Annotated in this window: 20 protein-coding genes and 1 other RNA gene; 4 read left to right on the top strand and 17 right to left on the bottom strand. The window is 63.7% G+C overall.

The window, feature by feature from the left end; translation table 11 throughout:
- Positions 1–144: 144 nt before the first annotated feature.
- From murB to mraZ, 12 genes are read right to left on the bottom strand one after another with little or no spacing between them, the layout of a single operon-like run.
- Positions 145–1,110, bottom strand: a complete 966-nt coding sequence (gene murB, locus NKH52_RS22600; RefSeq protein WP_031213597.1) for a UDP-N-acetylmuramate dehydrogenase — start codon at positions 1,108–1,110, stop codon at positions 145–147.
- A complete protein-coding gene (gene murC / locus NKH52_RS22595; RefSeq protein ID WP_023813140.1) occupies positions 1,107–2,513 on the bottom strand; it encodes a UDP-N-acetylmuramate--L-alanine ligase in 1,407 nt (468 codons plus the stop codon). Before murC ends, murB begins: the two co-directional genes overlap by 4 nt.
- Positions 2,510–3,637, bottom strand: a complete 1,128-nt coding sequence (gene murG, locus NKH52_RS22590; protein WP_352733733.1) for an undecaprenyldiphospho-muramoylpentapeptide beta-N-acetylglucosaminyltransferase — start codon at positions 3,635–3,637, stop codon at positions 2,510–2,512. The genes murC and murG overlap by 4 nt, the downstream gene beginning before the upstream one ends.
- 1 nt (position 3,638) lies before the next feature.
- The gene (ftsW, locus tag NKH52_RS22585) at positions 3,639–4,790 is read right to left on the bottom strand and encodes a putative lipid II flippase FtsW (RefSeq protein ID WP_128303494.1); all 1,152 of its coding nucleotides are present in this window, start codon (positions 4,788–4,790) and stop codon (positions 3,639–3,641) included.
- Entirely contained in the window at positions 4,790–6,190 is a 1,401-nt protein-coding gene (gene murD / locus NKH52_RS22580; RefSeq protein ID WP_352733735.1) for a UDP-N-acetylmuramoyl-L-alanine--D-glutamate ligase, read from the bottom strand. Before murD ends, ftsW begins: the two co-directional genes overlap by 1 nt.
- Before the next feature lie 8 nt (positions 6,191–6,198).
- Positions 6,199–7,281, bottom strand: a complete 1,083-nt coding sequence (mraY, locus tag NKH52_RS22575; RefSeq protein ID WP_013530954.1) for a phospho-N-acetylmuramoyl-pentapeptide-transferase — start codon at positions 7,279–7,281, stop codon at positions 6,199–6,201.
- A gap of 18 nt (positions 7,282–7,299) precedes the next feature.
- On the bottom strand, positions 7,300–8,757 hold the full coding sequence (locus NKH52_RS22570) for a UDP-N-acetylmuramoylalanyl-D-glutamyl-2,6-diaminopimelate--D-alanyl-D-alanine ligase (RefSeq protein WP_352733737.1): 1,458 nt from the start codon (positions 8,755–8,757) through the stop codon (positions 7,300–7,302).
- The gene (locus tag NKH52_RS22565; RefSeq protein WP_352733739.1) at positions 8,754–10,208 is read right to left on the bottom strand and encodes a UDP-N-acetylmuramoyl-L-alanyl-D-glutamate--2,6-diaminopimelate ligase; all 1,455 of its coding nucleotides are present in this window, start codon (positions 10,206–10,208) and stop codon (positions 8,754–8,756) included. Before NKH52_RS22565 ends, NKH52_RS22570 begins: the two co-directional genes overlap by 4 nt.
- A 54-nt stretch (positions 10,209–10,262) precedes the next feature.
- The gene (locus NKH52_RS22560) at positions 10,263–11,972 is read right to left on the bottom strand and encodes a peptidoglycan D,D-transpeptidase FtsI family protein (protein WP_127296015.1); all 1,710 of its coding nucleotides are present in this window, start codon (positions 11,970–11,972) and stop codon (positions 10,263–10,265) included.
- Positions 11,969–12,367, bottom strand: a complete 399-nt coding sequence (gene ftsL, locus NKH52_RS22555; protein ID WP_352733741.1) for a cell division protein FtsL — start codon at positions 12,365–12,367, stop codon at positions 11,969–11,971. Before ftsL ends, NKH52_RS22560 begins: the two co-directional genes overlap by 4 nt.
- Before the next feature lie 3 nt (positions 12,368–12,370).
- A complete protein-coding gene (rsmH, locus tag NKH52_RS22550) occupies positions 12,371–13,405 on the bottom strand; it encodes a 16S rRNA (cytosine(1402)-N(4))-methyltransferase RsmH (RefSeq protein ID WP_352733743.1) in 1,035 nt (344 codons plus the stop codon).
- A complete protein-coding gene (gene mraZ / locus NKH52_RS22545; RefSeq protein ID WP_352733745.1) occupies positions 13,402–13,860 on the bottom strand; it encodes a division/cell wall cluster transcriptional repressor MraZ in 459 nt (152 codons plus the stop codon). Before mraZ ends, rsmH begins: the two co-directional genes overlap by 4 nt.
- Before the next feature lie 410 nt (positions 13,861–14,270).
- Between mraZ and NKH52_RS22540 the strand changes: the two genes are divergently transcribed.
- A complete protein-coding gene (locus NKH52_RS22540) occupies positions 14,271–15,386 on the top strand; it encodes a cystathionine gamma-lyase (protein WP_352733747.1) in 1,116 nt (371 codons plus the stop codon).
- Between the two features lie 216 nt (positions 15,387–15,602).
- On the opposite strand, the gene rnpB is transcribed toward NKH52_RS22540, so the two are convergent.
- From rnpB to NKH52_RS22515, 5 genes are all read right to left on the bottom strand, one after another.
- Positions 15,603–16,012, bottom strand: an RNA gene (gene rnpB / locus NKH52_RS22535) — RNase P RNA component class A.
- A 50-nt stretch (positions 16,013–16,062) separates the two neighbouring features.
- On the bottom strand, positions 16,063–16,788 hold the full coding sequence (locus tag NKH52_RS22530; RefSeq protein WP_127296019.1) for a lytic transglycosylase domain-containing protein: 726 nt from the start codon (positions 16,786–16,788) through the stop codon (positions 16,063–16,065).
- 210 nt (positions 16,789–16,998) lie between these two features.
- The gene (locus tag NKH52_RS22525; protein WP_352733750.1) at positions 16,999–17,754 is read right to left on the bottom strand and encodes an N-acetylmuramoyl-L-alanine amidase; all 756 of its coding nucleotides are present in this window, start codon (positions 17,752–17,754) and stop codon (positions 16,999–17,001) included.
- Complete coding sequence (locus NKH52_RS22520) at positions 17,751–18,470, bottom strand: TerB family tellurite resistance protein (protein ID WP_352733752.1); 720 nt, start codon at positions 18,468–18,470, stop codon at positions 17,751–17,753. Before NKH52_RS22520 ends, NKH52_RS22525 begins: the two co-directional genes overlap by 4 nt.
- Before the next feature lie 164 nt (positions 18,471–18,634).
- Positions 18,635–18,895 (bottom strand): hypothetical protein, encoded by a 261-nt coding sequence (locus tag NKH52_RS22515; RefSeq protein ID WP_292183927.1) that lies wholly within the window; start codon positions 18,893–18,895, stop codon positions 18,635–18,637.
- Between the two features lie 194 nt (positions 18,896–19,089).
- On the opposite strand from NKH52_RS22515, the gene NKH52_RS22510 reads away from it, so the two are divergent.
- The 3 genes from NKH52_RS22510 to NKH52_RS22500 are packed head-to-tail and all read left to right on the top strand — an operon-like array spanning position 19,090 to position 24,705.
- Positions 19,090–22,713 carry a hydantoinase B/oxoprolinase family protein gene (locus NKH52_RS22510; protein ID WP_352733754.1) on the top strand — a complete coding sequence of 1,208 codons (3,624 nt, stop codon included), beginning with the start codon at positions 19,090–19,092 and terminating at the stop codon, positions 22,711–22,713.
- 31 nt (positions 22,714–22,744) lie between these two features.
- The gene (locus NKH52_RS22505; protein WP_352733756.1) at positions 22,745–24,043 is read left to right on the top strand and encodes a BtaA family protein; all 1,299 of its coding nucleotides are present in this window, start codon (positions 22,745–22,747) and stop codon (positions 24,041–24,043) included.
- On the top strand, positions 24,040–24,705 hold the full coding sequence (locus NKH52_RS22500) for a class I SAM-dependent methyltransferase (RefSeq protein ID WP_352733758.1): 666 nt from the start codon (positions 24,040–24,042) through the stop codon (positions 24,703–24,705). The genes NKH52_RS22505 and NKH52_RS22500 overlap by 4 nt, the downstream gene beginning before the upstream one ends.
- Positions 24,706–24,724: the final 19 nt, after the last annotated feature.

Here is a 24,724-nt window from a genome sequence, read left to right as displayed (position 1 = left end):
GTGCTTACGATTCCGAGAGATTCACTTTCTGAGAAAATGGATGCGAAAAGCGTGTCGTTGAGTCTTTGCGGCAACGGTCGCCGACCGTTTCGGCCGCGTTTAAGTTCATGCAACAAATTAACTTCAACGCGCGCAAAGTGCACCTTAAAGGAGCTGCCCTAGAAACTCCTGCACGGCATGCCCCGGCCGGAAATTGCCGATTCGCTTGATTTCCCATTGCAGCCGGATACCGGAATTCTCCAGCACCCGCGTGCGCACCGTCTCGCCGAGATATTCCAGGTCGTAGCCGGTCGCGGTTCCCGTGTTGATCATGAAGTTGCAATGCATCGGCGACATCTGGGCGCCGCCGATCATCAGGCCGCGGCAGCCCGCTCTGTCGATCTCCTTCCAGGCCGACGTGCCTTCCGGATTCTTGAAGGTCGAGCCACCGGTCTTCTCGCGGATCGGCTGCACGGTCTCGCGATGGTTCTGCACGGCCTCCATCGCCGCCTTGATCGCCGTTTTCTCCTCGGCAAAGCCTTCGAACACGGCCGAGGTGAAGATCAGCCCGGAGGGCGCCGCTGAATGGCGATAGGCGTATCCCATATCGGCATTGCTCAGCGTCTGCACATTGCCCTTGCGGTCGAGCGCCCGCACTTCGACGACGCGCTCGCGCGTCTCGACACCATTGGCGCCGGCATTCATCCGCAGCGCACCGCCGATTGCACCCGGAATGCCGTGGTAGAAATGAAAGCCGCCAATGCCGGCCTCGAGCGCCACCGCTGCGACACGCTTGTCGGGGGTCGCAGCTCCCGCCTTGATCCTGATCGGCGAAATCACCTCGGCCTCGCCGAAGCCCTTGGCCGAAAGGCGGATGACAAAGCCCTCGATGCCGCCGTCGCGGACCAGCAGGTTGGAGCCGACGCCAACGACGGTAAGAGGTATTTCTTCAGGAACGGCTTTGAGGAACACCGCAAGATCCTCCTCATCAGCCGGCTGAAACAACGCTTCAGCCAGACCCCCGGCACGGAACCAGGTGATCTTGTCCATCTCGGCGTTCGGCGTGAGGCGGCCGCGCAGGCCGGCAAGCCGGTCGCCAAGTCTGTCGATCAGGGCCTGGCCGTGCATCATGAGACGGTCCCGCCAAGCTCCTTGGGCAACGCATAGGCCCATTGGGTGATGTTGCCGGCGCCGAGGAAGACGACGAAGTCACCCGGCTTGGCCAGATCACGGATGACGGGCGCGATCGCCGCCGGACCCTCGATGTAGCGCGCGTCGCGATGGCCGCCGGCGCGGATGCGCGACACCAGCGCGTCCGAGCTGACGCCGTCGATCGGCTCTTCGCCGGCCGCGTAGACCGGCGCCACCATCACTGTGTCGGCGTCGTTGAAGCAGGTGGAAAACTCGTTGAACAGATCATGCAGCCGGGTGAAGCGATGCGGCTGGGCAATGGCGATGACGCGACCCTGGGTGGCGCTGCGCGCCGCCTTCAGCACCGCCGAGATCTCGACCGGATGGTGGCCGTAATCGTCGAATATTTCGACGCCGTCCCACGAACCGGTATGGGTGAAGCGTCGCTTGACGCCGGCGAAGGACGACAGGCCCTTCTTGATCGCCTCGGCCGACAGGCCGAGCTCATGCGCGACCGCGATCGCTGCCGTCGCGTTGGAGACGTTGTGGCGGCCGGGCATCGGCAGGCGCAGGCCTGCTATGACAGTCTGGCCGCCTGTCTTGCGGTCGCGTATCACCACGTCGAATTCAGAAATGGCACCTGCCATGCGGTGATTGGTAAAGCGCACGTCGGCCTGCGCATTCTCGCCATAGGTGATGACCCGGCGGTCCTCGATGCGGCTGACCAGCGCCTGCACCTCGGGGTGATCGGTGCACATCACGCCAAAACCATAGAACGGCACGTTCTCGACGAACTGGCGGAACGCCTCGCGCACCTTGTCGAAGCTGCCATAGTGATCGAGATGCTCGGGATCGATGTTGGTAACGACCGCGATCTCGGCCGGCAGTTTCAGGAAAGTGCCGTCGCTCTCGTCGGCCTCGACCACCATCCACTCGCCGTCGCCCATGCGCGCGTTGGTGCCGTAGGCATTGATGATGCCGCCATTGATGACGGTCGGATCGAGCCCACCGGCATCGAGCAAGGTCGCCACCATCGAAGTCGTGGTCGTCTTGCCATGCGTGCCGCCGATCGCCACCGCCTGGCGAAAGCGCATCAGCTCGGCCAGCATTTCGGCCCGGCGCACGATCGGCAGCAGCTTTTCGCGCGCGGCCTTGAGCTCAGGGTTGGATTTCTTGATCGCCGTCGAGACGACCACCACCTCGGCATCGCCGAGATTCTCGGCCCTATGGCCGACGAAGCATTCGATGCCCTTGTCGCGCAGCCGCTGCACATTGGCGCTTTCGGCCTGGTCGGAGCCTTGCACCTTGTAGCCGAGATTGTGCAGCACTTCGGCAATGCCGCTCATGCCGATGCCGCCAATGCCGATGAAATGCACAAGGCCGATGGTCTGCGGCATCTTCATGCTTGCGTCCCCTTCCTGAAATCCGAAATGGTTTTTTTGGACGCAATAGCCTCTGTAAGATCAGCGAGCAACCGTGCCGCGTTCGGCCGGCCGGCCGATTTCGCGCCCGCCGCCATCGCCACAAGCCGATCGGGGTCGTCCATCAGCTCGCCAATGAGCGCTGCGATGCGTTCGGGCGAGAGCGAGGATTGCGGATGCACTTCGCCGCCGCCGGCAGCGGCAAGGGCCGCCGCGTTCGCCGCCTGGTCGTGGTCGAGCGCGTAGGGGTAAGGCACCAGCAGCGCCGGCCGGCCGATGACGGCGATCTCCGAAACGGTCGAGGCGCCGGAGCGCGAGATCACCAGATGCGCAGCCGCCATACGCTGCGCCATGTCGGTGAAGAAGGGTGAGACCTCGGCAGCAACGCCCAGTGCCGCATAGGCCGCCTTGACCCGCGCCACATCATCGGCGCGAGCTTGTTGGGTAATGACCAGCCGCTTGCGCTGAGCATCGGAAAGCAGCGCGATCGCCCCCGGCACGGCATCGGAAAAGAACTGAGCGCCCTGGCTGCCGCCGAACACCAGCAGGCGGAACGGCTGTTCCCCGGTCGATGCCGCATAATTCGTCCTGGCAGCTTCCAGCACGGCCGGCCTGACCGGATTGCCTGTCGTCACCGTCTTGACCCCGGCAGCACTGGTGTCCTGCGGCAGGAAGCCGCCGGCGATGGCATCGACACGGCCGGCCAGCGCCCGGTTGGCGCGCCCCATCACCGCGTTCTGCTCATGGATCAGGGTCGGCACCTTGCGCCGTGTCGCCGCGTAGAGCGGCGGCAAGGTCGGATAGCCGCCAAAGCCGACGACCGCATCCGGCTTGATCCTGGCGATGACGGCGGAAGCCTGGCGCACGCCGCGCCAGATTTTCCAGAAGGCACCAAGCAGGGCAAAGGGGTTTTTCGAGCCCATCGTCGCCGACTGGATCGGATGGACGGCTGCGGCCGGGAAATGGCCGGCGAAACGCTCTGCACGGTCGTCGGTCGCCAGATGCACTGACCAGCCGCGCTCGTTCAGCTCATGCGCCAGCGCTTCGGCCGGGAAAAGATGCCCACCGGTGCCGCCTGCCGCGAGAAGGATGACGCCTCTGGCCATATCACTCCGCCGGCAGGGCGCGTTGCGACAGGCCAAAGCCCATCTGCTTGCGCTTTTCCGGCCGCTTGCGTGTCAGCGCCAGCACCATGCCCATCGAGATGGCGATGGCGATCTGCGAGGAGCCGCCATAGGAGATGAACGGCAGCGTCATACCTTTGGCCGGCACAAGCTGGAGATTGACGCACATGTTGATGACCGCTTGCAGGCCAAACACGGTGACGAGGCCGCCGACCGCATAGCGGGTGAAATCGTCATGCTCCTTCAGCGCCGTGTTGAGGCCGCGCAGCACGATGAAGGCGAAGATCGACATGATGAAGAAGCACATGATCAGCCCGAACTCTTCGCCCGCGACCGAGAAGACGAAGTCGGCATGGCTATCGGGAATGACGCGCTTGACTGTGCCCTCGCCCGGCCCGACACCGAACCAGCCGCCATTGATCAGCGCTTCGCGCCCCATGTCGACCTGGAACGTGTCGCCCTCGCCGGTGAGGAACTTGTCGATGCGCAAGGCAACGTGCGGGAACACCGTATAGGCGGCAAAGACGCCACCGACGCCGGCCGCGCCGAGCGCGACGATCCACAGCCAGGGCAGCCCGGCCATGAAGAACATGATGCCCCAGGTGCCGGTCGTCAGCATGGTCTGGCCGAGGTCCGGTTGCGCCACCAGCAGCGATACGACCAGCACCAGCAGCAGCATGGCAAACAGATTGCCCGGAATGTCAGGCTGGCGCTTGTGCTCGGCGAACAGCCAGGCGCACATGATGACGAAGGCCGGCTTCAGGAATTCCGACGGCTGGATCGACAGGCCTGCAAGCGACACCCAGCGGCGCGCACCCTTCACCTCGACGCCGATGTAGAGCACCGCCACCATCAGCACCAGCATCAGGCACAGGATGACCAGCGCCATGCGCCGGATCTGCCTGGAATCGAGGAAGGAAACGGCCAGCATCACGCCGAGCGCCGGCACGGTGAAGATGATCTGCCTGGTGGCAAAGTGGAAACTGTCGAGGCCGATGCGTTCGGCCACCGCCGGGCTGGCAGCGAAGGACAAGACGATGCCAAGCCCCATCAGCGACAGGAACGCCGCCAGGAACCAGCGATCGATCGTCCACCACCAGGTCGCAACCGGACTTTTGTCGAGACGGCTCTGCATTATCGTGCCCCTCCGATGGGTTTCACACCCTCGATAGCATTCGCAGCTTGCCTGAAGGCTTCGCCGCGGACTTCGAAATTCTTGAACTGGTCGAAGCTGGCGCAGGCCGGCGACAGCAGCACCACCGCCTCACCGCTGTCGTCCTTGGCCGCATCATGCGCGGCGTGCTCGACCGCCGCGGCCAGCGTGCCTGAAATCTCGTAGGGAACTGCCTCGCCCAGCGTCGCCGAAAAAACCGGCGCCGCCTCGCCGATAAGATAGGCCTTGGCAATGCGCGGGAAGAAGCCGCGCAAGGGCTCGATGCCGCCTTCCTTGGGCAGGCCGCCTGCGATCCAGTAGATGCGCGGGAAGCTGGACAGCGCCGGCGCCGCAGCATCGGCATTGGTCGCCTTGGAATCGTTGATGAACAGCACATGATCCTTGCGGCCGACCTGCTCCATGCGGTGCGCGAGGCCGGGAAAGCTTTCCAGCCCCGACTGGATCTCGCCAAGCTCCAGCCCGACCTTGAGGCAAGCGGCGACCGCCGCCAGAGCGTTCTGGGCATTGTGCTGGCCGCGCAGCGAGCCGATGCCTTCGAGGAAGGCGACACGGCTGTAACGGCCGTGCACGGCTTCCATCAGGTTGCTGCCGTCGGCGAAATAGCCATCGGTCAGCGGCAGGCGCTTGGAAATGCGGATGACAGGCCGGCCCGCCCGCTCCAACCGCTCGGCGATCTGCGCGCACCAGGAATCGTCGATGCCGACGATCGCCGTCTCGCTGCCGGCCACCAGCCGCTCCTTGATCGCGGCGTAGTGCTGCATGGTGCCGTGGCGGTCGAGATGATCGGGCGTCAGGTTAAGCAGGATGCCTGCCGTCGGATTGATCGAAGGCGCGAGGTCGATCTGGTAGGACGAGCATTCGACCACATAGTGCCGATCGGGCTCGGGTGGATCGAGCGTCATTACCGCGCGGCCGATATTGCCGCCCATCTGGGTGTCGCGTCCCGCGGCTTTCAGGATATGCGCGGTCAGCGCGGTCGTCGTCGACTTGCCGTTGGTGCCGGTGATGGCGATGAAAGGCGAATTTGGCGCGCTCAGCATCCGCTCGCGGCAGAAAAGCTCGATGTCGCCGATGATCTCGACGCCCGAACCGCGCGCCAGCTCCACCGTCCAATGCGGCTTGGGATGCGTCAGCGGCACACCTGGCGACAGCACGAAGGCCGAGAATTTCGCCCAGTCGGCGCCGCGGAGGTCGGCGGTTGCGATGCCGGCAGCCGTGGCCTTGGCCACGCTTTCGGGATTGTCGTCCCAGGCCAGCACGTCCGCGCCGCCCTCGATCAGTGCGCGCGCCGTCGCGATCCCCGAGCCACCGAGCCCGAAGAGCGAAACGCGCTTGCCTGAAAAGGATGCGGCGGGGATCAAAGGGCTTCCTATCTCAGCTTGAGGGTCGACAGGCCGACCAGCGCCAGGATGACGGCGATGATCCAGAAGCGGATCACCACCTGGCTTTCGGTCCAGCCGAGCTTTTCGAAATGATGGTGGATCGGCGCCATCAGGAACACCCGCTTGCCGGTCATCTTGAAGTAGCCGACCTGGATGATGACCGACAGGATTTCCACGACGAACAATCCGCCGACGATGACCAGAACGATCTCGTGCTTGGTGGCGACCGCAACGGTGCCGATCAGGCCGCCCATGGCCAGCGAGCCGGTGTCGCCCATGAAGATCGCCGCAGGCGGCGCATTGAACCAGAGGAAGCCCAGACCAGCGCCGATGACCGCGCCGAGCACGACCGCCAGTTCACCGGTGCCGGGCACGAAATGGATCTGCAGATATTCGGCGAACACGGCGTTGCCGGAGAGATAGGCGATGACACCGAAGGAGGCCGCCGCGATCATGATCGGCACGATCGCCAGCCCGTCCAGGCCGTCGGTCAGGTTGACCGCATTGCCGGCGCCGACGATGACGAAGCAGGAGAACGGAATGAAGAACCAGCCGAGATTGACGATGAATTCCTTGGCGAAGGGAAATGTCAGCGACGACGAGAACGGCGCCTGACCATTGTGCATGATCACCCAGGCGGCGATGCCGGCAATGACGAATTCAAGCGCAAGGCGTGCCTTGCCGGAAAAGCCGAGATGCGACTGCTTGGTTACCTTGAGATAGTCGTCGTAGAAGCCGATCGAGCCGAAGCCCAGCGTCACCAGCAGCACCACCCAGACATAGATGCTCGACAGGTTCGCCCACAAAAGCGACGAGCCGATGATGCCCGACAGGATCATCAGGCCGCCCATGGTCGGCGTGCCGGCCTTCTTGAAATGTGTCTGCGGCCCGTCGGCGCGGATCGGCTGCCCCTTGCCTTGCCGCAGCCGCAGCGAATTGATGATGGTCGGTCCGAAGATGAAGACGATCAGCGCCGACGTGATTAGCGCCCCGCCGGTGCGGAAGGTGATGTAGCGGAAGACATTGAAGACCGAGACCTTGTCCGCAAAATCGACGAGCAGTGTAAACATGCGTTTTCGTCCCCCGACCTAGGTCTGTTTTCTGGCTGTCGATTCAGCCGGGAATTTGCCCAGCAGCGCATCGACCAATTTTGCAAAACCGATGCCCTTCGACGATTTGATCATCACCACGTCACCCGGCTTGAGCGCGGCAAGCAGCACCGGCTTCAGCTCCTCGACACCAGCACGGTATTCCGTCTTGATCTCAGCCGGCAGCGCGTCGGCCAGCGCCCGCATTTCCGGGCCGCCGAGGAAGACGGTCTGCGTGCCGGTGCCTACGACGAGATCGGCAAGGGCTGCATGCAGCTTGGCCGAGTGGTCGCCGAGTTCGAGCATGTCGCCGAGCACGGCGATGCGGCGGCCCTCGCCCGTCACAGGCGTCGCGTTGAGCAATGCCATGGCAGCAGCCATCGATGCCGGATTGGCGTTGTAGCTTTCGTCGATCAGCGTGATCGGTCCACCTGGGTGGCTCGAAGTCGAGCCACCGGGATGGCGCAGCACATGGCGCTTGCCACGCCCGCGCTCGGCGGAGAGATCGGCCAGTGCCGAAGCCACCTTGTCGAGATCGGCGCCGACCAGATGCGCCGCACCCAGCACCGCCAGCACGTTCTGCACCATATGGCGGCCGGGCGCGCCGATCCGCGCCTTCACTTCGTGGCCGCCGATCCTGGCGATGATGTCGGAATGATCCGCATGCAGTTCGCATTTGGTGAGCTTGAAGGTAGAGCGCGCATTCTCGCCGAAGCCGTAGACGTGCTCGACACCGGCGGCATGGGCCATCTTGTCGAGCAGCTTGAAGCGCGTATCGTCGCGGTTGAGGACGGCGGCCCCCTCGGGCTCCAGCCCCTCGAAAATCTCGGCCTTGGCCTTGGCGATCTCGTCCAGATTGCGGAAGAAACCTAGGTGGGCCGCCGCGATCATGGTGACGATTGCGACATGCGGCCTCACCATCTTGACCAGCGGACGGATCTCGTCGGGATGGTTCATGCCGATCTCGAACACGGCATAGTCGCAATCATCGGGCATGCGCGCCAAGGTCAGCGGCACGCCCCAGTGATTGTTGAAAGACTGCGCCGAGGCATGCACCTTGCCGACGGCTTGCAGCACATGGCGCAGCGCTTCCTTGGTGGTGGTCTTGCCGGCCGAACCGGTCACAGCGATGATTTTCGCGCTCGAGCGGGCGCGCGACGCAACTCCAAGCTTTTCCAGCGCGACCAGCACGTCCTCGACGACGATGATCGGCGCCGTCAGCCGGCCGAGCGACGGCAGCTTGCCTTCGGCCACCACCAACACGCCGGCGCCGGCCTTGATGGCGGCGGTTGCGAAGTCATGGCCGTCCATCGCCTCGCCCTTGATAGCGAAGAAGGCGTCGCCCGGCTGCAGGCTGCGGCTGTCGATCGAAATGCCTGAAATGCCGTCCGGCATCGGCCCGAGCGGCCGCCCGTCCATGGCGGCAACCAGCGCCTCGGAGGTCCACAGCAAGCTCATGCGGCACGCTCCGTGAGTGCCGCGCGGACTTCCTCGTGATCGGAGAAATGCAAGGTCTCTGAGCCGACCGTCTGGCCCTCCTCATGGCCCTTGCCGGCCACGATCAGCGTGTCGCCGGCATGCAGCATGGCGACCGCCTCGTGGATCGCGTGGCGCCGGTCGCCGATCTCGATGGCACCTGGAGCAGCGGCCAAAATAGCGGCGCGGATCGTTTCCGGCACTTCGGAGCGCGGATTGTCGTCGGTGACGATGACGACATCTGCAAGCCGCGTCGCAATCTCGCCCATGATCGGTCGCTTGCCGCGGTCGCGGTCGCCGCCGCAGCCGAACACGACGATGACGCGGCCGGTGGTGAATGGGCGCACCGAGGACAGCACGTTTTCCAGCGCGTCGGGCTTGTGGGCATAATCGACATAGACCGGCGCGCCATTGCCGGTGGTGCCGACGAGGTCGAGCCGGCCCGGCGCGCCCTTCAATTTCTCCAACGCCAACAAGGCCTTGGCGACAGATGTTCCCGTGGAAATGGCAAGACCCGCGGAAACCAGCGCGTTCGAAATCTGGAAATCACCGGCCAGCGGCAGGTCGATCTCGTAGAGCACGCCATCGGCCTCGACCTCGGCCCGCTGGCGATGGCGTTCATGCTCGACCCGCTTCAGCCTGAGGAAATCGCCATGGCGGCCGACCGTCAGCACATTGAGCCCGGCGGTCTGTGCGGCCCCGATCGTCGGCGCCGACCATGGATCGTCGGCGAAGATCACGGCTGGTGCGCCCTTGGGCAGCAGCGTGTCGAACAGACGCAGTTTGGCGCGGTGATAGTCCTCGATGGTCGGATGATAGTCCATATGGTCACGGCCGAGATTGGTGAAGCCGCCGGCGGCCAGCTTCACGCCGTCGAGGCGGCGCTGGTCGAGCCCATGGCTGGAGGCTTCCATCGAGGCGTGGGTAACGCCGGCATCCGCCAATTCCCGCAGCAATTGGTGCAGGGCGACCGGATCGGGTGTCGTCAGCGAGCCATAATCGTTGCGTCCAGGCGCCACCACGCCGGTGGTGCCGATCGAAGCGGCGGCATAACCGGCCTGCTCCCAGATCTGCCTGGTGAAGGCGGCGACCGACGTTTTGCCGCTGGTGCCGGTCACCGCGACCATGATCTCAGGCTGCTTGCCGGAATAACGGGCGGCACTCAGCGCCAGCGCCAGGCGGGGATCGTCGACCGCCAATACCGGAACCGACAGCCCGGCAATGGTGCTGCCCTTGCCCGCCACGATCGCGGCCGCACCGCGCGAGGCGGCGTCGGCGGCATAAACGGCACCATCGGCCTTGGTTCCGGCGAGCGCAAAAAAGACAACGCCCGGTTTTACCTGGCGGGAATCCGAAGAAATCCCTGTAACCTCCAGATCGACGGAAGCTATTCCCTCGACGGGCAGGATACCGGCTAGATCTCTGAGCTTCATCGAGTCCCGTTCACCGCAACAAAATAGCGCGCTGTTGCCGGCGCGCCCTAAGAATCACTGATAGGAAACCAGCGTTGCACCATTTTCATGGCTGAAATCTGGCTTCACGCCAAGCATGGCAGCTGAACGCCTGATGATATTGCCGGCCATGACCCCCGCATTTGCGGCCGCGACATCCGTCATACCAGGCTTTTCCGGGTGCGGGGCATCGGCAATGGTAAACACCAGATACTGCGGATCGTCCATCGGGAAGGCGGCGACGAAAGTGTTGAAATTCAAGTCCTTGGAGTAGCGGCCATTGACGACCTTCTCGGCCGTTCCGGTCTTGCCGCCAACGCGGTAGCCGGGGACTCTGGCGTTTCGGGCAGAGCCCTTCTCGGCATTGAGCGAATAGAGGTAGCGCATGCCTTCGACGGTCTTTTCGCTCACCACTTTCTTGGCGGTGGCCATCGCTTCCGCCTGCGTCCGCACCAGAAAGGTAGGGTTCATCAGAAAGCCGCCATTCATCAACGCCGCGCAGCCCACAGCCGCTTGCAGCGGCGTCGTCGACACGCCATGGCCGAAGGCGATGGTGAATGAATTGACCTGTTTCCAGACCTTCGGTTCAGTCGGACGGGCAGTCTCCGGCAATTCGGTCTGCATCCTGTCCAGAATGCCAAGGCGGTGCAGGAATTCGCGATGCCCCTCGATGCCGACCATCTCGGCTTCCCTGGCCGACCCGATGTTGGACGAGTAGAGGAACACCTCCGGCAACGACAGCACACGGTTCTTGCCGTGGAAATCGTGAATGGCCTGATGACCGACCCGGATTGGATGCGAAGCATCGAAGCGGCTCGCCATCGTCGCCTTGCCGGAATCGAGCGCCATGGCTGAGGTGAAGCTCTTGAAGGTCGAGCCCATCTCGTAGAGGCCCGCCGACATGCGATTCAGCCGGTCCTTGTCCTGTGCATTGTAGGGATTGTTCGGATCGAAATCCGGCACCGAGGCCATGGCCACCACTTCGCCGGTCTTGACGTTGAGCACAACGGCGCCGGCGCCCATGGCACGATAGCGCTCCAGGCCGGCGGCGATCTCGTCGCGCACCACATGCTGCACGCGCAGATCGATCGAAAGCTTTACCGGCTTGAGATCCTTGGCAATGGCAAGGCCCGATGCCTGCAAGTCGCTCAGCCCCTGCTCGTCGACATATTTCTCCATTCCGGAGATGCCCTGGTTGTCGATGTTGGTGAGGCCGACAATGTAGGACGAGGTCTCGCCGCTCGGATAGAAGCGGCGCTTTTCGGTGCGGAAGCCGAAACCGGGAATGCCGAGTTGCATGATGTCGGACTGTTGCTTGGGCGTCAGCTGCCGCTGCAGCCAGACGAAACCGGCGCCGCTCTTCAGCTTATGATAGGTCTGCTCATAGTCGATGTCCGGAAGCACCGTCGACAGCTTCTCGATCGCCTCGTCGGCGTCGACAATCCGGCGCGGTTCTGCAAACAGCGACGCCGTCTTGATATCCGTGGCCAACACTTCGCCGTTGCGGTCGACGATGTCGGGCCGCGATGCTGTCACCCGGCTCTGCGGACCGCCCGACATATCAGGGGTCTGGAAGCCGAGATAGACCAGCCGCCCTGATATGGTCGAGAAGATGCCGAAGAACACCGCCATCGTCATGACGATGCGCGTCCTGCCCTTGCCGCCGGTCGCCTTGCGGGCGCCCTCGACCACGATCGATCCATCTTCACTCGTCCTGGAGCGACGCTTCAGCAGTTTGCCGATCATTGGGCGATGCCTCCGGTCACCACGGGATCCCTGCCGTCCGACGGCGCCTTGCCGCCCGAATTGTCGGCCATGCCGCCCTGGCGTCCCGACAGGATGTCCTGGATGTCAAGGGATTTGGCCGGCAGGTCGGCGATGCCGCCGATCTGGCGAGCGCTGACCGGCTCGAGTTCGAGCTGCGACTTGTAGAGTTCGGCGAGCTTCTGCAGCCGCGACGGCTGGGTAAGCAGGCTCCAGTCGGCCTTGAGCAGGTCGATCGTATCCTCCTCATAGCGTATCTGGGCATGGATCTTCTGCACCGCGGCCAATTGTTCCTCGGCCTCGCGCTTGGCCTTGTAGGTAAGGGCCGCGACCGCAACCATGACGGCGATCAGGACAATGTCGCTGGTACGAAACACGTGTTACCTCTCCCCCGGCCGGTCGATACCGGGAAGCTTTGGAAGGCCGAAAATCGAAAAATCACTGCCGCGCGCCGGCGCCTCGGTGCGGATCGCCGCGCGCAGCCTGGCCGAACGGGCGCGCGGATTGGCCGCCACCTCGGCGTCGCCGGCAGTCACGCCGCCGCCCGCCTTGCGGAACGTCGCGGTGCGCGCATGCGCCTCGGGCAGATGACGCGAACCGGTCGCGACGTCGGCCCGGTCGGCGATGAAGCGCTTGACGATGCGGTCTTCCAGCGAATGGAAGGTGACCACGGCGAGCCGACCGCCCGGCTTCAGCGCGCGTTCGGCCGCGAACAGGGCCTTGGCCAGTTCGCCAAGCTCGTCATTGACGAAGATGCGCAGCGCCTGGAACACGCGCGTAGCCGGATGGATCTTGTCCTTCGGCGCCCGGCCGATATGCGTCTCGATGGCGTCGGCGAGTTCCAGCGTCCGTTCGAACGGACGCTTTTCGCGGCGCGCCTCGATCATGCGGGCGATGCGTCCGGCATGGCGCTCCTCGCCGAGGAAGCCGAAGATACGGGCAAGGTCGCCCGGCTTGAAGGAATTGACGACGTCGGCGGCGCTCAAACCAGCCTGCGCCATGCGCATGTCGAGCGGCCCGTCGGCCCGGAACGAAAACCCGCGCTCGGCCTGGTCGAGCTGCATCGAGGACACGCCGATGTCGAGCACGACGCCCTCGGCGCTCTCGACATGTTCGTCCAGCGTCGAGAACGGCGCCTGCACCAGCCGCAGCCGGCCGCCGGACTGCGCTTCCAGATCGCGCCCGGCATCGATTGCATCCGGATCGCGGTCGATCGCCACAACCGAGGCGCCCGTCGCCAGAATGGCCCTGGTGTAGCCGCCGGCGCCGAACGTGCCGTCGATGATGATGTCGCCCTGCGCCGGCGCCAGTGCTTCAAGCACTTCGGCAAGGAGGACCGGAATGTGGCGGGCCGATCCGCCAACGGCGTGCCCACCTACGGCGTGAGGAAGGTCATCGCCGTGGCCTGCCGTCATTCCGGTCGCTCCCCAGGCTTCGTCCCCTGCCGAAGCTGCAAAAGCCGTGCCCGCGCCTGCGCCCCATAGGCGGCAAGCCGTCCCGGCTCCCAGATCTGAAAGAAATTGCCGCGCCCGACAAAGGCCACTTCCGCCGAAATGCCGGTGTGTTCGCGAAGGAAATCGCTCATCGTGATGCGGCCGTCCTGGTCGAGTTTCAAGAAGGTTCCGTCGCCATGGCAGAAGAACGACATATCGTCCGCCGTCTGCAGGAAGGAATCCTCGAGCGCGATGCGCTGCTCGTAGCGGTCGAGCAGATCGAGCCCGCCGACATCCATCGCCGGCAGATCCAGGCAGCGCAGCGCATAGAGTTCCGAATAGCCGCGCTTCTGCACGACCGCACGGAAATGCGCGGGAACGGACACCCGTCCCTTCGCATCGATCCTGCTCACCGTGTTTGACAGAAACCGGTCCATTAAACGCTACAGCCGCTTTCGCCGCCGCACCCCTCTCCATCTTGTCGCCCGCGCCGCCGCAGCGCGTTCCCTGCCCCGTATCAGCCTCGTCCGCACGGGCAAAAACCGGCAGACGCGCAGCCGCCGCGGCTGCCCGATTGGCGTACGCTTTACCCTGACACGGAACGAAGGCTTTGATGTCTGGATGGGATATCATGGGGCACTATGGGCGTCAACGGGATTAGGCTTCACAAACACGCGCGCCGCGACCAATGAGAACAGCCTCGACGACACGTCTCGTCTTTATCGTCTATTAAGCCTAACGAACCGTTTAGAGCCGCTTGGCCCAACCGGACGCGCCTTGCCGCGCGCCGCTGCCGGGCATAGCGTCTCGCCACATATCGCCGGTCGCAAACAGGGTTGGAAATTCGATGTCTGAAACTGCAAAGTCACGCGCTGCAGCGCTTCCTCATCTGCGTCGCAGCAGGCTTGCCATGGGCGATTCCATTCCCCTGCCCCTGACCATGGCCGCCATCTTTCATGCGCCCGGCGACGCCACCGGTTTCAACCAGTACGGGCGATTCAGCAACCCGACCTGGGACGCAGTCGAACATATGCTGGCTCATCTGGAGGACGCACCTTGCGTCGGGTTCCCTTCAGGAATGGCGGCAATCTCGGCGGCGTTCTTTGCCGTGCTCAAAACTGGCGACCGTATCCTGCTGCCTTCCGACGGCTATCACACGACGCGGGCTTTGGCCGATCGCTTCCTCAAGCCGCTCGGCATTACCTACGACGTCAGGCCGACCTCGACCTTCCTCGATGGCGGCTTCGATGGCTATCGGCTGGCGTTTGTCGAAACCCCTGCCAATCCGGGGCTGGATATCTGCGATATCGCCGCCGTTGCCGATGCTGTTCACAAAGCCGGCGCGATCCTTGTCGTCGACAACACGACCATGACACCCTTCGGCCAGCGGCCGCTCGACCATGGCGCCGATATCGTCGTCGCCGCCGACACCAAGGCACCCAATGGCCACTCCGACGTGCTGTTCGGCCATGTGGCCAGCCGCAATGCCGATATCATCGCCGCCGTGACCGGCTGGCGCGAAGTTTCCGGCAGCATTCCCGGACCATTCGAAGCCTGGCTGGTGCATCGCGGCCTGGAGACACTGGATGTGCGCTTCGATCGCATGTGTTCCTCGGCGGAAGTCATCGCGCGGCGGCTGCAGGGCCATCGGGCAATCAGCGGTCTGCGTTATCCCGGACTGGAAGGCGATCCGTCGCACAACCTTGCCCGCGCCCAGATGGAGCGCTTCGGCTTTCTCATTTCTTTCGAGCTCGCCTCGGAGGACAAGGCCGAGGGTTTCATCAACAATTGCGACCTGATGCAGGCCGCGACATCCTTCGGCGGCGTCCACACCTCCGCCGAGCGGCGCTTGAAGCGAGGCGATGCCGTTGCCGCCGGCTTCGTTCGCCTCTCGGTCGGCTGCGAGCCGGTGGACGAGCTCTGGAAGGCGATCGAGGCGTCACTGGACAAGATCGGCGGCTGACGAAACGGCTACGCGCCGACGTCATCGGCCTCGATGTTGCGCTTGCCATGCAGCACGCGGATTATTTCGATCGCGTCGCTACCGACACGATACGAGGTGAGATAGTCGCCGACGACGAGCTGATGACGGATGCCGGGCTGAACAGGCTTGAATCAACAGGCGCGCCCGAGGGCGCATCCTGCTGATCTCAAAAGACTTCTCTTCGATATGGAGAGAATTGCCAGCTGGCCTGTAAGCCGGGTTCTGTATGGCCCTCGCCCCTTGCGAGGCGAGAACGTGGCGGCCATTCATCTTGGGCGCATGTTGCCATGTGCCTCACGCAACCTACCCGGACGGTGAGCCGGAAACAGCCCTCGAGGGTTTCCCCCCGCACCGCCCCTATTCGGTCTTGCTCCCGGTGGGGTTTACCGTGCCGCTCCTGTTGCCAGTCGCGCGGTGGGCTCTTACCCCACCCTTTCACCCTTACCCTGAATCCGGCAAGCCGGATCGTGGCGGTTTGCTTTCTGTGGCACTTTCCCTGGGGTCGCCCCCGCCGGCCATTAACCGGCACCGTGTTTCCATGGAGCCCGGACTTTCCTCACCCACGACCTTTCGGCGTTTGCGGGTGCGGCCGCCCAGCCAGCTGGCAGAGCGTATAAAAGGGTTCACGCCCGAAAACGCAAACGAAAAAGCAGACTTATGCGGGCGATCCCAGCGCAGCCATCTGCACCTTCACCTTGCCGCAATAGGCTGCCGACACCGGGTTCATCCGCGTTGCGGCGTGGCCGGCATTGTATTTCAGAATTGTGCCGCAGGTCGTGCCGCCGCCGAGGCTCCGCGCCATGGCAAGGTATTTCATCCCGTATTTGATGTTGGTGTCGGGATCGAACAGACCCTTGGCGGAGCCGCTATAGCCCATCATCCGAGCCGTGGCCGGCTTGATCTGCATCAGGCCGATCTCGCCGGCGCCGCCGACGATGTTGGGCCGATAGTTGCTTTCGATCTGGATAACCGCCGAGGCGAGCGATACCGGAACGCCTTCGATCGCCGCATAGCGGGCAACGATTGCGGAATACTGCCCGCTGCTGGCCACCGCGGCCGCCGAGGCTGCCGCGTTTCGGACACCGATCGACGCCGTTGCCGTCATGTCGACGGTTTTTCGGCCACGCTTCGTCTGCTTTCTGGCGGACTTCTTCGGCTTGGACCAGCTTGCTTTTTCCATTTTCGCGGAAGCCCGCTTCGTCGCCTTGGCGTCCTGGCCTGCCTTGCCGCTTCTGGCCTGTGGGGCCTTGCCGCTTTTCGCGGATGCCACGACAGGCCCTTGATCGGCTCGCGGGCTGAGGGGCGCGGCATCTGCGGCACTGAAGGCAAAAGTCATTACGCCGGCAGCAAGAGCTGCCGTTAAAACGGTAAATTTCTGCATGTGATCCTGTTCTGTCTGAACCGCGCGAAGATGTTCGCGCAGCAACGCCTAACCAACGTCGGAACAACCCGGGGGGCTTGGGGTCCGACATCTACACGTCAGCCGTTTGACGCCCGAATTGGTGTCAAACAAGGCCAGGCAAGTCACTTTGAGTGACAGCTTGTAACTTAAGGATGGGAAAGAATTGCTTGAGAGAGGCCTCCCAGGGGGTCAGCGCCTCACCGAAGCAAGCAGCCTTTGCAGCGTCCGCAGCGTCGAGCCGTCGGCAACGCCGTCCACCTTGCGCGGCCGGAAATGCCGCTGGAAGGCCTCGACCACCGCCTCGGTCTGCCGGTCGAAAACGCCGGATATTTCAACGCCATAACCGTAGAGCGCCAGCATCGACTGCAACGCTTCGACGTCGCCGCCGGTATCGCCGGTTGTCAGAGTGGCGCCTCGCCTGACGGGTGCGGCCGCCACGAGATGACCGACACCGGCTTCGAACAGCGTCCGCCACGGAAACTTCTCGCCGGGATCGATCTTGCGCCCCGGCGCAATATCGGAATGCGCGAGTACCCGCTCGGCGGCGATCGAATGCCGACCGGCGATCCCACGGCACAGCCCGATCACCGCATCGATCTGCCGGCGGGGAAAACCGGGATAGCCCAGCGAATGCCCTGAATTGACGATCTCGATGCCGACCGAACAGGAATTGATGTCGGCCCGTCCGAACCACGAACTCTTGCCGGCATGCCAGGCGCGGTCGCTTTCCCTGACCATCTGCACGATATGGCCATTCTCGTGGACGAGATAATGCGACGAGACCTCGCTGGCCGGGTCGCAAAGCCAAGACTCGGCCCCGGCGCCGGTCGCCATACCGGTGTAGTGCAGCACGATCATGTCAGGCCTGGGCGTCTCGGTCCGCGGGCCGAAATTCGGCGATACCCTGACTTCGGCACGTGGCTCGTCGGGCAGAAAGCCGCTCATGCGTGGCGCAGGCCCCGCTCGATCATCTCGTAGGCGGCGTTGATCGCCGCCACCCTGGAGGTCGCGATCTTGATGAATTCCTGAGGCAGGCCGCGCGCGATCAGCCGGTCGGGATGATTGTCGGAAACCAGCTTGCGATAGCGTTTCCTGACCTCTTCGAACGGCTTGCCGCGCTCGATGCCAAGCACGACATAGGGATCCCCGGCGCCTAGATTGACGTGCCGCGCCATGATGGCCTCGTAATGCGCTTCGTCGATGCGGAAAATCTCGGCGATGCGGTGCAGGAAGTGGCCTTCGCGCTCGTGCACCAGCCCGTCGGCCTTGGCGATGTGGAACAGACCGTCGAGTATGTCTTCCAGCATCACGCAATTGGAATGCCCCGAACCGCACATCTGCGCCATCCGCTCGGCATAGGTCTCGAAACCGGCCACGTCGCGCTGGGCGAGATCGAACAGCCGCGCCACATTGCGCGTCTCCTTCGGCGGCACTTCGAATATTTCCTGGAAGGCGCGCACCTCGTCCTGGGTGACGATGCCATCGGCCTTGGCCATCTTGGCCGACAGCGCGATCATCGCCACCGAAAAGGCGACACGCCGGCGCAAATCCGCATCGCCGGCGAAAACCGTGCGCACGGCCTCGACCACGTCGGCGACACCCGACGAGGCTGAGGATGAAACGCGGGTGATGAATTCGCCGAGGCGATCCCAAATGGACATGGCCTGCTTCTTAGAGCCACCGCCCGCTCCTATCAAGCCGGGACAGTGCCGCAGGCTTTGCGCGACAAATCGATCGGACTCGAACGCCACGGCGCTCGGACAATATGAAAAAGGCCAGCGCGAGCCGGCCTTTCTCATTCATCACACGAAGTACTGCTTGCTCGCTACTGCGCGGGCGCAGGAGCTGGTGTTGCCGGAGCCGGCTCGGCAGGCTTCTCGGGTGTGATGCTCTTCGTGGTCGAATTATCCGTTGCCGGAGGCGTCGCGGCCGGCGGCGTGGCTTCCGGGGTAGCCGGCTTCATCGGTTCCTCGGCGGGCGGCGGATTGGTGCTCTGGGTGGTAGTATTGTCCGTACCGCTGTCACTGCAGGCGGCGACGCCAAGCAAGGCCAGAGCGGAAACGGACGCGAGAATGAGCTTTTTCATTTGTCTCTCCTTCAACACACGCTCACGTTGCCGTGAGCGGTCGAAGGACAAATGCGTCAAACGGCCATGAGTTTCGTAACGTTGCGTTTCCGCATGTAACATCATCTGGTTCATTTGCGATTGCCGCTCAGGCCGTGGCGAACTAACAGCATGTGCCGAACCACCGATCGAACGGAAGAGCGCCAGGGGCTGTCATGACCGAAAAATGGGATTTCTGGATCGACCGCGGCGGCACATTCACCGATATCATCGGCCGAGATCCGGAAGGCGGGCTGCACCCGCGCAAGCTTCTCTCCGAAAATCCCGAAGCCTATAACGATGCTGCCATCCAGGGCATTCGCGACCTTCTTGGCTTGTCGGCCGGCGACGCGATCCCGAGCGGCCTGATCGGCGACATCAAGATGGGCACCACGGTCGCCACCAATGCGCTGCTGGAGCGCAAGGGCGACCGCGTGCTTTTGCTCATCACCAAGGGCTTTCGCGATGCGCTGAAGATCGCCTACCAGGCGCGCCCCGACATCTTCGCCAAGGAGATCATCCTTCCCGAACAACTCTACGAGCGCGTCATCGAAATCAACGAGCGTGTGCGCGCCGATGGCTGCGTCGAACAATTGCTCGACATCGCCGCCTGCCGGCCGGCGATCGAACAGGCCAAGGCCGATGGCATCGATGCGGTCGCCATTGTCTTCATGCACGCCTGGAAATACCCCGACCACGAGAAGGCTGTGGCGAAAGTCTGCCGCAAACTTGGTTTCAGCCAGGTCTCGGTCAGCCATGAAGTCTCGCCACTGATCAAGCTGGTCGGCCGCGGCGACACCACTGTGGTCGACGCCTACCTGTCGCCGATCCTGTCGCGATACGTGCAAAGGGTGGCGGGAGAGTTGGGCGTGGCGCCCGGCCAATCGCCTCGCCTCATGTTCATGATGTCGTCGGGCGGTCTCACCGCCGCCGACATGTTCCAGGGCAAGGACGCACTGCTGTCGGGGCCCGCCGGTGGCGTCGTCGGCATGGTCGAGACGGCCAGGCTCGCCGGCTTCGACAAGGTCATCGGCTTCGACATGGGCGGCACCTCCACCGACGTCGCCCATTATGACGGCGAGTATGAGCGTGCCTTCGACACCGAGGTCGCCGGCGTGCGCATCCGCGCGCCGATGATGCGCATCCACACCGTCGCCGCCGGCGGCGGCTCGATCCTGCACTATGAGGCCGGCCGTTTTCGCGCCGGACCTGACTCGGCCGGCGCCAATCCCGGCCCGGCAGCCTACCGGCGCGGCGGCCCGCTCGCCGTCACCGACGCCAATGTCATGCTGGGCAAGCTGCAGCCCGATTTCTTTCCGGCAATATTCGGACCCGGCCAGGACGAACCGCTCGACGTCGAGACGGTGCGAGCAAAATTTGCAGCACTCGCCGCCGAAATCGGCGATGGCCGCACACCCGAGGCTGTCGCCGAAGGCTTCGTCACCATTGCCGTCGAAAACATGGCCAACGCCATCAAGAAGATCTCCGTCCAGCGCGGCTATGACGTCACCGAATATCTCCTGAACTGCTTCGGCGGCGCCGGCGGCCAGCACGCTTGCCTGGTCGCCGACGCGCTCGGCATGGAGGCTGTGCTGATCCATCCCTTCTCCGGCCTGCTGTCAGCCTATGGCATCGGCTTGTCCTCGGTCTTTGCCTCGCGCCAGCAGGCGCTGCTGAAACCGCTTGCCGAGGAGTCCAGAACCGAGATCGGCAACCTCATCGCCATCTTGAGAAAAGCCGTCATCGCCGAGCTCGCGGCGCAAGGCATCGGCGAGGATACGGTCGCCACAAAGCCCGTGCTGCACATTCGCTATGACGGCACCGACACGACACTGCCGGTGAATTTCGAGGCGGATTCGATTTTCCAGGCCAGGCGCGATTTTGAAATCGCCCACAAGGCGCAGTTCGGTTTCGTCTATGACGACAAGCCGATGATCGTCGAGACCGTCGGCGTCGAAGGCACCGACACCGGCGGCACCGGGCGCGACGAAACTGAATCGCGAACCGAAGACCTTGCCGTAAGCCCTTCGCAAACCCGCGAAATCTTCACCGAAGGAGAGTGGCGCACGTCACCCATCTTCCGCCGCGAGGCGCTGAAGCCGGGAAACAGGGTTGCGGGACCTGCCTTGATTATCGAGCCGAACCAGACAATCGTCATCGAGCCGGGCTGGCAGGCCGAAATCACCGCCAGGAACCACGTGCTCCTGCGCCGTGTCGAGAAAAAGCGCCGGCAGGCAGCGCTCGGCACCGAGGCCGATCCGGTCATGCTGGAGGTCTTCAACAACCTCTTCATGTCGATAGCCGAGCAGATGGGTGTGACGCTGCAGAATACCGCCTATTCGGTCAACATCAAGGAAAGGCTGGATTTCTCCTGCGCCGTCTTCGATCGCACTGGCGCGCTGGTCGCCAATGCACCGCATATGCCGGTGCATCTCGGCTCGATGGACCGCTCGGTCGAAACCATCATCCGGCTGAATTCCGGCGACATCCACCCCGGCGACGTCTTTGCCCTCAACGCGCCCTACAATGGCGGCACGCATCTGCCCGACATCACCGTGGTGACGCCGGTATTCGACGACGCCCAACGCGAAATCCTGTTCTGGGCAGCCTCTCGCGGCCATCATGCGGATATCGGCGGCACGGCACCCGGCTCGATGACGCCGCTTGCCACCACGGTCGACGAGGAAGGCGTGCTGTTCGACAATTTCCGCATCGTCGATCGTGGAAAATTCCGCGAGAAGGAGCTGGAAACGCTGCTCACCGACCACCGCTACCCGGCCCGCAATCCGCACCAGAACATCGCCGACCTCAAGGCACAGATCGCCGCCAACGAGAAGGGCGTCGCGGAACTGCGCAAGATGGTCGCGCATTTCGGCCTCGATGTCGTCGAGGCCTATATGGGCCATGTCCAGGACAATGCGGCTGAAAGCGTGCGCCGCGTGCTGGAGCGGCTGCCCGATAGTTCTGAGTACGAATACCCGACCGACACCGGCCAAATCATCAAGGTGAAGATCACGGTCAACCGGCAAAAGTGCGAGGCGACAGTTGACTTCACCGGCACATCACCGGTCATGAAGAACAATTTCAACGCGCCGGAACCCGTCGCCCGAGCGGCCGTGCTCTATGCCTTCCGCGTCATGGTCGAGGACATGATCCCGATGAATGCCGGGTGCCTGCGGCCCATCAACATCATCATTCCCGATGGCTGCATGCTGAACCCCGCCTACCCCGCCGCCGTCGTCGCCGGCAATGTCGAGACCTCGCAGCACGTCACCAACGCGTTGTTCGGCGCCATGGGCGCCATGGCAAACGCGCAAGGCACGATGAACAACCTGACCTTCGGCAACAAGATCTACCAATACTACGAGACGATCTGTTCCGGCTCGCCGGCCGGCCAGATGAACTCGGGCCGCGGCTTTGCCGGCACCTCAGGCGTCCACACCCACATGACCAACTCGCGCCTCACCGACCCGGAAGTGCTAGAGCTGCGCTTTCCCGTGCTGCTCGAGGATTTCCACATTCGGGAGAACTCAGGCGGCAAGGGCAAATGGAGCGCCGGCGACGGCACCAAACGCACCATCCGCTTCCTCGAAAAGATGGAATGCGCGATCCTGTCCTCGCACCGCAACCGCCCGCCGCAAGGGCTGGACGGAGGCGGCGATGGCGAGGTCGGCTCGACCAAGGTCCGCCGCAAGGACGGCACGATCGACATGCTGAAAGCCTGCGACCAGACCGTGCTGCAGGCCGGCGACGCCGTCATACTGACGACGCCGACGCCGGGCGGATTTGGCAAGCCGTAAGGAGGCATCAACAGGCTGTCACCGGCCTGTCATGACCCTGGGTTACCCGCTTGCGGCAAAGCAAATGGGGAATCATCTTGCCATGACGGACGTTTCCGCAGATCTGGTTTTTCGCCGCGGCAAGGAAGTTGGAAAGGCCGTCTACCAGAACCGCCCACTGTCGAAGGCAGGCATTTCGGAGCGGCTGTTCGCGTTCCTGTTTTCCGGCCTCGTCTATCCGCAGATCTGGGAGGACCCTGATGTCGACATGGAGGCGATGCAGCTTGGCCAGGGCCACCGCGTCGTCACCATCGCCTCCGGCGGCTGCAACATCCTGGCCTACCTCACGCGCTCGCCGGCCCGGGTCGACGCCGTCGACCTCAACACCGCACATATCGCGCTGAACCGCATGAAGCTGGAGGCGGTGCGCCATTTGCCATCGCAGGGCGACCTGTTCCGCTTCTTCGGCGCCGCCGACACCAGCCACAATTCGAAAGCGTATGACCGTTTCATCGCGCCGCATCTCGATCCGGTCAGCCGTCACTACTGGGAGCGCCGCAACTGGCGCGGCATCAGGCGCATCACTGTGTTCGACCGCAATTTCTACCAGACCGGCCTGCTCGGCCTGTTCATCGCCATGGGCCACCGCACGGCAAAATTCTTTGGCGTCGACCCTGCCGGCATCATGCAGGCCAAGAACATCGGCGAGCAGCGCCGCTTCTTCAACGAGGAGTTGGCGCCGGTCTTCGACAAGAAGCTTTTGAAATGGGCGACGTCGCGCAAGGCCTCTCTGTTCGGCCTCGGCATTCCGCCGGCGCAGTACGATTCGCTGATCACTTCTGGCGACGGCACCATGGCCAGCGTGCTGAAAGCCCGGCTGGAAAAGCTCGCTTGCGATTTTCCGCTGGAGAACAACTACTTCGCCTGGCAGGCCTTCGCCCGGCGCTATCCGAACCCCGGTGAGGCCGCCCTGCCCGCCTATCTCGAAAAACAGAACTACGAGACCATCCGCGGCAATGTCGGCCGCGTCGCCATTCACCACGCCAATCTGATCGAGTTCCTCGCCGGCAAGGACGCAGGCTCCGTCGACCGCTTCATCCTGCTCGATGCACAGGACTGGATGACCGACGACCAGCTCAACGCGCTGTGGGCCGAAATCACCCGCACCGCATCGGCCGACGCCCGCGTCATCTTCCGCACCGCCGCCGAACCCAGCCTGTTGCCGGGCCGAGTCTCCAGCTCGCTGCTCGACCAGTGGGACTATCAGGACGAGGCTTCGCGGGAGTTTTCGGCCCGCGACCGCTCGGCGATCTATGGCGGCTTCCACCTCTATGTGAAGCGTGCGGCATGAGCACGACCGAGCTGCCGGCCAACCATGCCGAATTGATGGACGGCGTCTACCGCTGGCAGCGCCACATCTATGACCTGACCCGCAAATACTACCTGCTTGGCCGCGACCGGCTGATCGCAGGGCTCGATGTGCCCGCCGGCGGCACCGTGCTGGAACTCGGCTGCGGCACTGGCCGCAACATCATCCTGGCCGCGCGTCGCTACCCCGACGCCCGCTTCTTCGGCCTCGATATTTCAGCCGAAATGCTGGAGACGGCCGGCGCCGCGATTGCCCGCGAGGGCCTGGTCGGTCGTGTCACGCTCGCCCAGGGCGACGCCACGGGATTCAATGCCAAGGCGCTGTTCGGGCGCAACGGCTTCGATCGCGTCTTCGTGTCCTATTCGCTGTCGATGATCCCCGGTTGGGAAAAAACTGTGTCGGCAGCGCTGGCCGCGCTGTTACCGAACGGTTCGCTGCACATCGTCGATTTCGGCCAGCAGGAAGGCCTGCCGGGCTGGTTCCGGACCTTGCTGCGCGGCTGGCTGAAAAAATTCCACGTCGCGCCGCGTGAATCGTTGCGCGAAGTGCTGGAATCGGAATCTCGGCGAACCAGCGCAAGCTTCCGTTTCCGCACGCTTTATCGCGGCTATGCCTGGCTGGCGGTTATCAAGATCACTTCCTGAATATTGCCGTGGGAAAGGC

It is taken from the genome of Mesorhizobium sp. M1066, assembly GCF_040318635.1.
Classification (GTDB): domain Bacteria; phylum Pseudomonadota; class Alphaproteobacteria; order Rhizobiales; family Rhizobiaceae; genus Mesorhizobium.
This window is presented reverse-complemented; position numbering and strand designations above follow the sequence as displayed.

Bases quoted from the DNA above. Each gene is read 5' to 3' on its own strand.
- murG (WP_352733733.1), bottom strand. From the start codon at position 3,637: ATGGCCAGAGGCGTCATCCTTCTCGCGGCAGGCGGCACCGGTGGGCAT.
- NKH52_RS22525 (WP_352733750.1), bottom strand. From the start codon at position 17,754: ATGAGCGGCTTTCTGCCCGACGAGCCACGTGCCGAAGTCAGGGTATCG.
- mraY (WP_013530954.1), bottom strand. From the start codon at position 7,281: ATGTTTACACTGCTCGTCGATTTTGCGGACAAGGTCTCGGTCTTCAAT.
- murB (WP_031213597.1), bottom strand. From the start codon at position 1,110: ATGATGCACGGCCAGGCCCTGATCGACAGACTTGGCGACCGGCTTGCC.
- NKH52_RS22560 (WP_127296015.1), bottom strand. From the start codon at position 11,972: ATGATCGGCAAACTGCTGAAGCGTCGCTCCAGGACGAGTGAAGATGGA.
- mraZ (WP_352733745.1), bottom strand. From the start codon at position 13,860: ATGGACCGGTTTCTGTCAAACACGGTGAGCAGGATCGATGCGAAGGGA.
- NKH52_RS22565 (WP_352733739.1), bottom strand. From the start codon at position 10,208: ATGAAGCTCAGAGATCTAGCCGGTATCCTGCCCGTCGAGGGAATAGCT.
- ftsW (WP_128303494.1), bottom strand. From the start codon at position 4,790: ATGCAGAGCCGTCTCGACAAAAGTCCGGTTGCGACCTGGTGGTGGACG.
- rsmH (WP_352733743.1), bottom strand. From the start codon at position 13,405: ATGACGGCAGGCCACGGCGATGACCTTCCTCACGCCGTAGGTGGGCAC.
- NKH52_RS22540 (WP_352733747.1), top strand. From the start codon at position 14,271: ATGTCTGAAACTGCAAAGTCACGCGCTGCAGCGCTTCCTCATCTGCGT.
- NKH52_RS22500 (WP_352733758.1), top strand. From the start codon at position 24,040: ATGAGCACGACCGAGCTGCCGGCCAACCATGCCGAATTGATGGACGGC.
- NKH52_RS22505 (WP_352733756.1), top strand. From the start codon at position 22,745: ATGACCCTGGGTTACCCGCTTGCGGCAAAGCAAATGGGGAATCATCTT.
- murC (WP_023813140.1), bottom strand. From the start codon at position 2,513: ATGAAGATGCCGCAGACCATCGGCCTTGTGCATTTCATCGGCATTGGC.
- NKH52_RS22520 (WP_352733752.1), bottom strand. From the start codon at position 18,470: ATGTCCATTTGGGATCGCCTCGGCGAATTCATCACCCGCGTTTCATCC.
- NKH52_RS22530 (WP_127296019.1), bottom strand. From the start codon at position 16,788: ATGCAGAAATTTACCGTTTTAACGGCAGCTCTTGCTGCCGGCGTAATG.
- NKH52_RS22510 (WP_352733754.1), top strand. From the start codon at position 19,090: ATGACCGAAAAATGGGATTTCTGGATCGACCGCGGCGGCACATTCACC.
- NKH52_RS22570 (WP_352733737.1), bottom strand. From the start codon at position 8,757: ATGAGCTTGCTGTGGACCTCCGAGGCGCTGGTTGCCGCCATGGACGGG.
- NKH52_RS22515 (WP_292183927.1), bottom strand. From the start codon at position 18,895: ATGAAAAAGCTCATTCTCGCGTCCGTTTCCGCTCTGGCCTTGCTTGGC.